This is a genomic window from Variovorax sp. P4_D9, from assembly GCF_056401695.1.
The window spans coordinates 1-9928 of record NZ_JBFUIU010000317.1 but is presented as its reverse complement, the minus strand read 5'-3'; the positions used below and the strand labels follow the sequence as shown (position 1 = coordinate 9928).

Sequence of the window (9928 nt, the reverse complement as noted above, 5' to 3'; positions counted from 1 at the left end):
TCACCTCCCTTTCGCGCCGCGGCGTGCTGCGCGCCGGCGGCGCCGCCGCGGTCATCGCCTCCAGCGGCCTGATCGCCACGCGCGCCTGGTCGCAGCAGCGCAAGCTGAGCTTTGCATGGAACGCATCCGCCTTCTGCCTGTCGCCGGTGGTGGTGGCGCAGGAGCGCGGCATCTTCGAGAAGAACGGCCTGCAGGTCGAGCTGATCAACTACACCGGATCGACCGACCAGCTGCTAGAGTCGCTCGCGACGGCGAAGGCCGACGCGGCGGTGGGCATGATCCACCGCTGGCTCAAGCCGCTCGAATCGGGCTTCGACGTCAAGATCGTCGGCAGCTCGCACGGCGGCTGCGTGCGGCTGGTCGGCGTCAAGGAAGCCGGCGTGACCGATCTGCAGAAGCTCAAGGGCAAGACCATCGGCGTGTCGGACATCGCGAGCCCGGGCAAGAACTTCTTCTCGATCCTGCTCAAGAAGAACGGCATCGATGCCGACAACGATGTCAGCTGGCGCCAGTACCCGGCCGACCTGCTCGACATCGCGGTCAACAAGGGCGAGATCCAGGCGATCGCGGATGGCGACCCCACGCTCTACCTGATCGAGAAACGCAACAAGGGGCGCTACCAGGAACTGGCCTCGAACCTCTCCGGCGAATACAAGGACAAGGTCTGCTGCATCGTCGGCGCGCGCGGCGAACTGGTGCGCAAGGAGAAGCCGGTGGTGGCGGCGCTGGTTCGCTCGATCGTGCAGGCCTCGGACTTCGTGGCCGAAAACCCGAACGAATCGGCGAAGCTGTTCGCGAAGTACTCGCCCAAGGTGCCGGTCGACGACCTGCAGGCGCTGCTCGGCACGCTCACGCACGCCCATCATCCGGTCGGCAGGAAGCTGCGCGATGAAGTCGAGTTCTATGCGCGCGACTTCCGCTCGGTGGGCGTGCTGAAGCAGAGCACCGACCCCGCGCGGCTCRCCAACCACGTCTCGGTGGACGTGCTGGCATGACGACCGCCGAGAAGCTCCTTGGTGCGCCGCGGCCTCAGGCGGTGCCCGCGCGGGTGCATATCCGCCGAGACGCAGAGGCCGTGGCCGTTCCCGCCGCGCTGCACGAGCCGGTCATGACCGGCACCTGGTGCACCGGCATCGTTGCGGCAAGCGCGTGGCTGTCGCTCGGCGCGCTGACCGTCTTTTGGCCCAATCGCGAGGTCGGCTTCAGCGACTGGAACTTCACGAACGAGTTCGGCGTCGGCGCGATCGCCGTCGCCGCCGCGCTCTTGGGGGTAGCACTGCTCGGTGCCCGCGCCGGACGGATCGGCCGTCGGCTGCGGCCGGCCGGCCGGTGGCTCGTCGCCGCACCGCTGCTGCTCGCGTTGTGGGAAGTTCTCACGGCCAAGCTCGGCCTGCTGCCGCCGCCCTTCTTCGCGCCGCCGCAAAGCCTGCTCGACGTCGCCTACGAGGACTGGAGCCGGCTCGGCCTGTCGACCGCGCATTCGCTGCGGCTGCTGGCGCACGGCTTCGTGATCGGCGCGCTGGTCGGCTTCGCCACCGGCGTGTGGATCGGCTGGTCGCGCATCGCGGGCTACTGGGTGCATCCGCTGCTGCGCTTCCTCGGGCCGGTGCCGGCATCGGCGCTGCTCCCGCTGGCCTTCTTCTTCGCGCCCTCGAGCTACGCGGCCGCGGTGTTCCTGGTCGCTCTCGCGGCCTTCTTCCCGGTGGCCGTGCTGAGCTGGTCCGGCGTGGCATCGGTCAACAAGAACTACTACGACGTGGCGCGAACGCTCGGAGCGCCGGAATGGTTCCTGGTGCTGCGCGTCGCGGTTCCGGCGGCACTGCCGCAGGTCTTCGTCGGCCTTTTCATGGGGCTGGGCGCATCGTTCTCGGTGCTGGTCACGGCCGAGATGATGGGCGTCAAGGCCGGCCTCGGCTGGTACCTGCAATGGGCCCAGGGCTGGGCCGCCTACGCGAACATGTACGCGGCGCTGCTGGTGATGGCCGTGCTGTGCTCGGGGCTGATCACGCTGCTGTTCGCGGTGCGAGACCATGCGCTCTCGTGGCAGAAGGGGACGGTCAAATGGTAGGCACAACAAGCGCCGCCGCACCCCGGTCGACAGCGAACGCCGGCGCCGGGATCGCCATGCGGAACGTAAGCCACTGGTTCAAGCTGCCGACCGGCGTACTGCAGGTGCTCGACAGCATCGACCTCGACGTGCGCCCGGGCGAGTTCGTCGCACTGCTGGGGCCGAGCGGCTGCGGCAAGTCGACCCTGCTGCGGCTGGTGGCGGGGCTCGAACCCGCGACCGCCGGCGCGATCTCGCAGGACGGCGAGCCCATCACTCGGCCCGACCCTTCGCGCATCGTCGTCTTCCAGGACCCGACGCTCTATCCGTGGCGCAGCGTCTGGGACAACGTCGCGCTGGGCCTGCAGGCCCGCGGGCTGCTGAAGACGCAACGCTCGCGCGTCGACGACGCGCTCCGGCTGGTCGGCCTCGGCGACTTCGCGAAGAGCTTCCCGCATCAGCTGTCGGGCGGCATGGCGCAACGCGTCGCGCTGGCCCGCGCGCTGGTCAACGACCCGCGGCTGCTGGTGCTCGACGAGCCGCTGGGCAAGCTCGATTCGCTGACGCGGATCGCGATGCAGAGTGAGCTGGTGAGCCTCTGGCAGCGCGCCGGCTTCTCGGCGCTGCTGGTCACGCACGACGTCGAAGAGGCGCTGTTCCTGGCCAACCGCGTGGTCGTGCTGAGCGACCGGCCGGCGCGCATCACCGCCGAACTGGTGGTCGACCTGCCCTACCCCCGGCATCGCGGCCATCCGCGGCTGGCGGAGCTCCGGCACGAGGCGCTGCGCCATCTCGGCCTCGACGCCACATGGTAGGTGGCCTGGCTGACGCATGAGCGACATGAGCGCCGCGGGTATCGAATGGCTGAATCCGCTGATCAGCCTGCTGGAGGGAGCGCAGTCGGGGCTGCTGCGCCTGCTGGATTGGCTCGGTGTCGCCGGCAGCAGCCACGGCCAGCCGGCTTGGCCGTGGGCGCTGCGCCTGTCGGGCGAAAACCTGCTGATCGATCTCGGGCAGGCGCGGCGGCTGGCGTCGACATTCGCAGTGCTCGCGCTGGCCGTGCTGGTCGTCGTGGTCGCCTGCTTCTGGCGACGCCGGCGCCGGGTCCTGCTGGCGCTGGTGCCGCTGCTGCTGGTGCTCGCGCCGTGGCCGGCCGCGCAGGTGGTGCTGGTGCCCGCCTATCCGACCAGCTTTCATCGCTCGCCTACGGGCTTCAGCGCCGAGTCCATCGCGCGCGGGCGCACGCTCTACGCCGCGCATTGCGCGGGCTGCCATGGCCTCGATGGGCGAGGCCGGGGCGCCCTCGCGGCCGCGCAGCCGGTGTGGCCCCCGGACCTCGCCGGGCCCTTGCTGTGGCGGCGCGCAGATGGCGATCTGCTGTGGCACGTGCGCCATGGCACGACCGATCGGCTTGGCCGCACGACCATGCCGGCGTTCGCGCAGTTGACGGACGGCGAGGCCTGGGCGCTGATCGACTTCATGAAGGCCCAGGGCGCGGGCCAGAGCCTGCGCGCGAGCGGTGCCTGGCGCCAGCCGATCGGCCTTCCGGATGTCGAGGTTCGATGCGAGGGGCGCGAACCGCGCCGGCTCGCGAGTTGGCGTGGACAGCGGGTGCACATCGTCGCGGCCGGCGAGGCGGCCGAACCGCTCGAGGATCCGCGCCTGATCACCATCCGCCTCCGGCCCGCCAGCGTCGGCACGGCGACGCGCGCGTCCGGATGCATCGTCGAATCATCCGCCGCGTGGGATGCGTTCGCGCTGATCGCCGGTACCGACCCGATGGACGGCACGCAGCTGCTCGCGGACCGCGATGGCTGGCTGCGGGCGCGCAGCACGCCAGGCGACGCCGGCTGGTCAGACGACGACCTGCTGTGCCGCACCGACACCGGCGCGCAGGGCACGAACGACGACACGCCGCGCGCCGACGGCCTCGGCGCGCTGATCGCGCGCATCGATGCCGAGCCGGTGCGCTTCCTCAAGGGCGGCTTCGTTCACTGAAGCCGCTCGCCTTTTCCAACTCTCAAGGATCTTTCTCATGACACACCCATCGCGCCGCCATTTCGTGGCCCACACGCTCGCCGGCGCCGCGGCGCTCGCCTTGCCGATCCCCTTCGTGCACGCGCAGGCGCGCCCCGTGCTCAAGGCCGGCGACCAGAAGGGCGGACTGCGTGCGCTGCTCGAAGCCGCGGGCGAACTGGAAGGCCTGGGCTACGACATCCAGTGGTCGGAGTTCCCCGCCGCGGCGCCCTTGGCCGAGGCGCTCAATGCCGGGGCCGTCGACTCGGGCCCGATCGGCGATGCGCCGCTGGTCTTCGCCCTCGCGGCAGGCACGCGCGTCAAGGCCATCGGTGCGAACCGCTCCGACGCCTATGGCACGGCCGTGCTGGTGCGGCCCGACTCGCCGCTGAAGACGGCGGCCGATCTCAAAGGCAGGAGCATCGCCACCAACCGCGGCTCGATCGGCCACTTCGTCACGCTCAAGGCCATCACCGCGGCCGGCCTCAAGCCGGAAGACGTGACCCTGCGCTTCCTCGCGCCCGCCGATGCCAAGCTGGCATTGACGCAGGGCTCGGTCGATGCCTGGGCCACCTGGGAGCCCTACACGGCGCTGGCGGAAACCAGCCGGCACGCGCGCGTGCTGGTGAGCGGACGGGGCCTGCTGCCCGGCCTGAGCTACCTGGCCGCAACCGACGAGGCGATCGCCGCCAAGCGGCCGGTGCTGCAGGACTTCCTGCAGCGCGTGGTGAAGGCGCAGGCCTGGTCGTACCGCCATGTCGACGCCTTCTCGGCCACGCTCGCGAAGATCATCGGCATCCCGCCCGAGGCCGCGAAGCTCCAGTTCGAGCGCCGCCAGCAGAAGTGGGTACCCATCGACGCGCAGGTGATCGCCGACCAGCAGCGCACCGCGGACTTCTATCACCAGGTGGGTCTGATCAGGCAGCCGCTGGATGTGCGCCCGACCTTCGACACCGGCTTCGCGACCGCGGTCTGATCCGGCCGGCCGACCGGCGGCCTCCCGCTTCAGCGATCCAAAAGGTTGGGAAGCCCGGCATTCGCATAGCCGGAGACGAAGGGCTTGCGCTGCCCGTCGTCGGTGAACACGCTGCGCCGAATGGTGCCGATGTTGCCGCCATAGACGTGCACGCTGACCGACACCCGGTCATCGAAGGCGTTGATCACGCGATGGATGTCTCCGACCGTGGGCGAGACGGCTTCGACCTGGCCCGGGACGAGCCGCCTGGGCTCGCCCTGCGGCGCCGGAACACCGTCCTGCATCACGAACGACTGCGCATTCTCCGCACCTCGCAGCATGCCCACGAGCCCCCATACCGTGTGGTTGTGCACCGGCGTCGCCTGGCCCGGGCCCCAGACGAAGGACACCAGCGAGAAGCGTTCCGCCGCGTCCAGGTGCAGCAGGTACTGCTGGTAGTACTGCGGATGGGGGCGTGCATATTCGGGCGGCAGCCAGTCGTCGGTGGCGACGAGACGAGCGAGCAGCAAGCCGCCCTCGCGCAGGATGCGAGGCTCATCGGCATTCTGTTCGAGCAGTGCCGTCAGCGCCGACACGAAGTCTCGAAGCGGGGCCAGTGCGGTGGTGGTGTTTGGCATGGCCGACGATGTTAGCAATGGCAGGCGGCTAGCGCAGCTGCCGGGGWAACAGGCGCACCGCCAGCGCGCCCAAGCCCGATGCCGTCGCCAGCGCAGTCACACCCATCCAGCCCCATGACGGCAGCAGCAGCGCCGCGAGGGCGGAGCCCGCGGCCATGCCGATGAACATGCCCGTGAACAGCACCGCGTTGAGCCGGCTGCGCGCCGCCGGCTCGATGCCGTAGACGATGGTCTGGTGCGCGATCAGCGTGGCCTGCACGCCGAGGTCGAAGCCTATCGCGCTGGCTGCCAGCAGCCACAGCTGGGCGTGGGACGACAGCAGCGGCATCAGCGCCATGGCCGCGAACGACAGGACGACCATTCCGGCGCCGAGCCGCGTCACGAGTTCGGGCCCGCGGCTGTCGGCCAGTCGACCGGCGAGCGGCGCGGCCAACGCACCGGCGGCGCCGGCCAGCCCGAAGGCACCGGCCGCGGCGCTGCCGAGATGGAAGGGCGCGCCGTGCAGCATCACGGCCAGGGTCGACCAGAAGGCGCTGAAGCCGATCGCYAGCAAGCCCTGCGCCAGCGTCGCCCGACGCAGCGCGCCATGGCGCCGCCACAGCGCGGCCAGCGAGCCCAGCAGCGCGCCATAGGCCAGTTGCGTAGTGGGCCGGAAGCGGGGCAGGCCGCGCCAGGCCGCAGCGCCGATCAGCGCGATGCTGGCCGCTGCCACCACGAACATCGCGCGCCAGCCGAAATGCTCTGCCACGAAGCCGCTCACCACGCGCGACAGCAGGATGCCCAGCAGCAGCCCCGTCATCACCATGCCGACCACCTTGCCGCGATGCGACTCGGGTGCCAGCGTGGCGGCGGCGGGAACGATGTCCTGCGCCATGGTGGCGGCGAGGCCGATCGCCAGGCTGGCCACCAGCAGCAGCCCGATGCCCGGCGCGGCACCGGCCAGCAACAGGGCCGCGCACAGCGCCGCCGCCTTCGCGAGGATGATGCGGCGCCGGTCGAAGCGGTCGCCGAGCGGCGCCAGCAGCAGGATGCCGAGCGCGTAGCCCAATTGCGTCAGCGTCGGCACGAAGCCGACCGCGCGCGTCGAGGCGCCGATGTCGGCGCCCAGCACGCCGAGCATCGGCTGGCTGTAGTAGATCGACGCCACCGCCAGTCCGGCGTCGGTGGCCAGCAGCAGGACCAGCGAAGCCGGCAGCTGCCCGCGCGCTTGCTGGACGTCGCGGGCGGCGTTCGCATGCACTGTTTGAATGGTCGACATGGTGAAAACCCTTGATTTCTTGAATGAACTGGAGTTTGAACGCCGTCGCATTCTTTTGGTAGCCGACGCGAGTGCACAACAGTTATACGATGCACGCATACAGCAACGCCCTGCAGCCATGCCACCGCCCGCACGCTCCACGTCTATTACCGCTTCATCCGACCGCATCGAGCTCATGAAGACCTTCGTGCAGATCGTCGAGGCAGGAAGCCTGTCAGCCGCGGCGGCGCAGATGCGGACCACGCAGCCCACGGTCAGTCGCCGGTTACAGGCACTCGAGCGCCTGCTCGGCGTGCGGCTGCTGCGCCGCTCCACGCACGCGATGAAGCTGACCGAGGACGGCGAGCGCTGTGTCGAGCGCGCCAGGGAGTTGATCGAGAGCTGGCAGGCTTTCGAGTCGGACCTGCGGGGCGACGACGACGATCCCGAAGGCATGCTGCGCGTGGTGGCGCCGCACGCCTTCGGCCAGCAGTTACTGGTCGGGCCGCTGGCCGACTACATCCGCCGCTATCCCCGGGTCAACGTCGAATGGCTGCTGCACGACCGGCGGCCCGACTTCATTGCCGAGGGCGTCGACTGCGCGATCCAGGTCGGCGAAGTGAACGACCTGGGTGTCGTCGCCATCAAGCTCAGCGAAGTGCCCCGGATCGTGGTCGCCGCGCCATCGGTGCTGCAGGGCTCGGCCCCGCCGACGCATGCACGCGAGCTCGCGACGCTGCCCTGGCTTGCGCTGCGCACCTTCTACCGCACCGAGATCCTGCTGTCGCACGTGCGCAGCGGCGAGAGCTGCCGCGTGGCCCTGCGCCCGCGCCTGAGCACCGACAGCCTCTACGCCTTGCGCAGCGCCGCCGTGATAGGCATGGGCGTGTGCGTGGGATCGACCTGGCTGCTGGCCGAGGACCTGGCGCAAGGCCGCCTGGTTCAGCTGGTGCCCGAGTGGCAGGCGGCCGCCCTGCCGGTGCATCTGGTCTATCCACAGGCGCGGCTCCAGCCGCCGAAGCTGAAGCGCTTCATCGAGGCGATGCGCTTCCAGTGGCCGACGTAGGACGTCGCCGAGCCAACTCTTGCGCCAGACGCGCGAAGGCGACCGCTTCATTCGTCGCTGCAAAAGGAAAAGTCCAATATCCAATGGGACGATTCACGATTTCCAACGAAATAATTCTTGTGCTCCGAAGAAAGTCGTTGCCTATACTTTTTTGCATTTGCCGCAGAGAAAAGAGAGGAAGTAATGGCATGTGCCACAAACAGGGTTCCAGTGAGCGGCGACGGCCGCGGCGCGATACAAAGTCTGCTGCTCGAGGGAGGCCAATCTGCCAATGTCAAAGTGCAATTCGGATCTCAAGCATCCGCTCAAGCAGGCCGATGCCCATCCCAAAGAACGTGCGCCGATGCGGCGAGTTCCGCCGGCGTCGCGACCCTAGGTGCACCCGGCCTTCATGACCGACAACCATGCCCTGCTGGTTGAAGACAGGACGTACGCGACCATCCTCTGACCGCCCGACCGCTGAACGGGATCGGCAATCGGAGCCGGCGGCTCAAGTCTCGACAGCCGCGCGCACCTGCTGCAGCAGATTTCCGACGTACGGGTCCTCGATCGCCAGTGCCTGCAGCTGCGCCGCCAGTTGTTCCAGGTAGTCGCGGTTGGTGCCCAGCACACCGGTGCCCCGGGCGATGCACGCAGCGGTCTCCTCCAGCGGGCATTCGCCGACGTGGTCGGGGTGCTCGGCGTTGGCCGCGAACACCAGCGCCGTGACCGTGCCCTGCGGCGTCTGCACCGGCAGCAGCGCCGGCGCGTAGCCGCCGCGAATCATCTCGCGCCGCCACAGGATCGCCGACTCGGCGTCGGCGCATGCCGCGTCGATGCGGAACGCCAGGCCATGGCAGTCGCCATCGCCGGGCTCCAGCGACAACATCAGTCCGGGGTACTCAGGCGAGCCGCGGCCGATCGTCGCTCGAATGCTGAAGCGTCGCCGATGACTGGCCAGCGTCGCCAGCCGGATCTCGGCGAATCGGAACGCCGGATCCCACATCAGCGATCCGTAGCCGTAGACCCAGAGGTCGCGGTCGCCGACCGTCGCGCCGATGACCTCTCGACGCGATGCTTCCAGCGCCTCGTCGGTCCAGCGCCAGTTGGCCGGCCGGCCAAGACCGCGCGCGCGCGCGTCCCAGGCCGCCAGCACCGCCGGCGTGGCGCGCAGTTCGGAGCGCTCGGGTGGCGTGATCCGGCCGCGCAGGCGGGGGACATGGACAAAGGCATCAGGGGTCATTAACTGCTCCTGGAGAGCGCGACAGTGAAGCACATCCGGACATCCCGGAAGTTTGACGCACATCAAGACCGGCGGTCGAATGCCGAAGATCCCCGCAAGGCCAACCTGACGGAGGAAACCATGCTCGACAACGGACCTCACCATTCACTCAGGCTTGGCGACGCTTCTGACTCGCATGGATCGCCGTGGTTGCCGCAACGGGCGCGGCGGCTGAATCGCCGATACGCAGCACCGATGTCGCGCACGAGGGCGACAGCTACGTCGTCAAGGCCCAGATGTTCGCCCCGGTGCCGCCGGCGCTCGCATGGCAGGTTCTCATTGATTTCCCCAACATGGCGATCTGGGTACTGAACCTCGGCGACAGCCGCGTCGTCAAGCTGGGCGACAAGGAAATGACGATCGAACAGCATGGCACCGCCAAGTTCGGTGGCCTCAGCCTCCCCTACACGAGCGTGCGCGAGATCGTGCTGACCCCTCATACTAAATTGCGTTCAAAGATATAGAAGGTATCCATTCGAACCCAGTCATTGACTGGGTTTTCGTTGGATTGGATTCGAGGGCGACGAGCCCGTGGGTCAGGGCGCTTTCGACGGCGTCCAGATTGGCGAAGACGTGGTTGGCGAAGCAGTCCTCGCGCAACGACTCCCACAGGTGCTCAGCGGGGTTGAGCTCCGGGCTGTACGGGGGCAGGAAGATCAATCGCATGTTCTGCGGAACGGCAAGATCACCGGCGATGTGCCAGCCCGC

Annotated in this window: 10 protein-coding genes and 1 pseudogene; 7 read left to right on the top strand and 4 right to left on the bottom strand. The window is 68.9% G+C overall.

The features are described from left to right. The 5 genes from AC1DY5_RS28730 to AC1DY5_RS28710 all read left to right on the top strand — a co-directional run. On the top strand, positions 1 to 995 hold a 995-nt coding region (locus AC1DY5_RS28730), incomplete at its 5' end, for an ABC transporter substrate-binding protein (protein ID WP_478116938.1). Beyond that, positions 992 to 2068 (top strand): ABC transporter permease, encoded by a 1077-nt coding sequence (locus tag AC1DY5_RS28725; RefSeq protein WP_478116936.1) that lies wholly within the window; start codon positions 992 to 994, stop codon positions 2066 to 2068. The genes AC1DY5_RS28730 and AC1DY5_RS28725, both read left to right, overlap by 4 nt. Continuing rightward, on the top strand, positions 2062 to 2862 hold the full coding sequence (locus tag AC1DY5_RS28720; RefSeq protein ID WP_478116934.1) for an ABC transporter ATP-binding protein: 801 nt from the start codon (positions 2062 to 2064) through the stop codon (positions 2860 to 2862). Before AC1DY5_RS28725 ends, AC1DY5_RS28720 begins: the two co-directional genes overlap by 7 nt. A gap of 16 nt (positions 2863 to 2878) precedes the next feature. Continuing rightward, positions 2879 to 4045, top strand: a complete 1167-nt coding sequence (locus AC1DY5_RS28715; RefSeq protein WP_478116932.1) for a c-type cytochrome — start codon at positions 2879 to 2881, stop codon at positions 4043 to 4045. Positions 4046 to 4082: 37 nt separating this feature from the next. After that, positions 4083 to 5039, top strand: a complete 957-nt coding sequence (locus AC1DY5_RS28710) for an ABC transporter substrate-binding protein (RefSeq protein ID WP_478116930.1) — start codon at positions 4083 to 4085, stop codon at positions 5037 to 5039. 29 nt (positions 5040 to 5068) lie between these two features. On the opposite strand, the gene AC1DY5_RS28705 is transcribed toward AC1DY5_RS28710, so the two are convergent. Together AC1DY5_RS28705 and AC1DY5_RS28700 are read right to left on the bottom strand one after the other, a co-directional pair. Further along, positions 5069 to 5656, bottom strand: a complete 588-nt coding sequence (locus AC1DY5_RS28705) for a cysteine dioxygenase family protein (RefSeq protein WP_478116928.1) — start codon at positions 5654 to 5656, stop codon at positions 5069 to 5071. Between the two features lie 28 nt (positions 5657 to 5684). Continuing rightward, the gene (locus AC1DY5_RS28700) at positions 5685 to 6914 is read right to left on the bottom strand and encodes an MFS transporter (protein WP_478116926.1); all 1230 of its coding nucleotides are present in this window, start codon (positions 6912 to 6914) and stop codon (positions 5685 to 5687) included. Positions 6915 to 7032: 118 nt separating this feature from the next. On the opposite strand from AC1DY5_RS28700, the gene AC1DY5_RS28695 reads away from it, so the two are divergent. Next, positions 7033 to 7959, top strand: a complete 927-nt coding sequence (locus tag AC1DY5_RS28695; protein ID WP_478116924.1) for a LysR family transcriptional regulator — start codon at positions 7033 to 7035, stop codon at positions 7957 to 7959. Positions 7960 to 8449: 490 nt separating this feature from the next. On the opposite strand, the gene AC1DY5_RS28690 is transcribed toward AC1DY5_RS28695, so the two are convergent. Next, entirely contained in the window at positions 8450 to 9181 is a 732-nt protein-coding gene (locus AC1DY5_RS28690; RefSeq protein ID WP_478116922.1) for a gamma-glutamylcyclotransferase, read from the bottom strand. Positions 9182 to 9366: 185 nt separating this feature from the next. Here AC1DY5_RS28690 and AC1DY5_RS28685 point away from each other — a divergent pair, with 185 nt between their 5' ends. After that, a complete protein-coding gene (locus AC1DY5_RS28685; RefSeq protein WP_478116920.1) occupies positions 9367 to 9684 on the top strand; it encodes a hypothetical protein in 318 nt (105 codons plus the stop codon). A gap of 135 nt (positions 9685 to 9819) precedes the next feature. Here AC1DY5_RS28685 and AC1DY5_RS28680 read toward each other — a convergent pair. Next, positions 9820 to 9928, bottom strand: a pseudogene (locus AC1DY5_RS28680) (transposase); the annotation flags it as partial.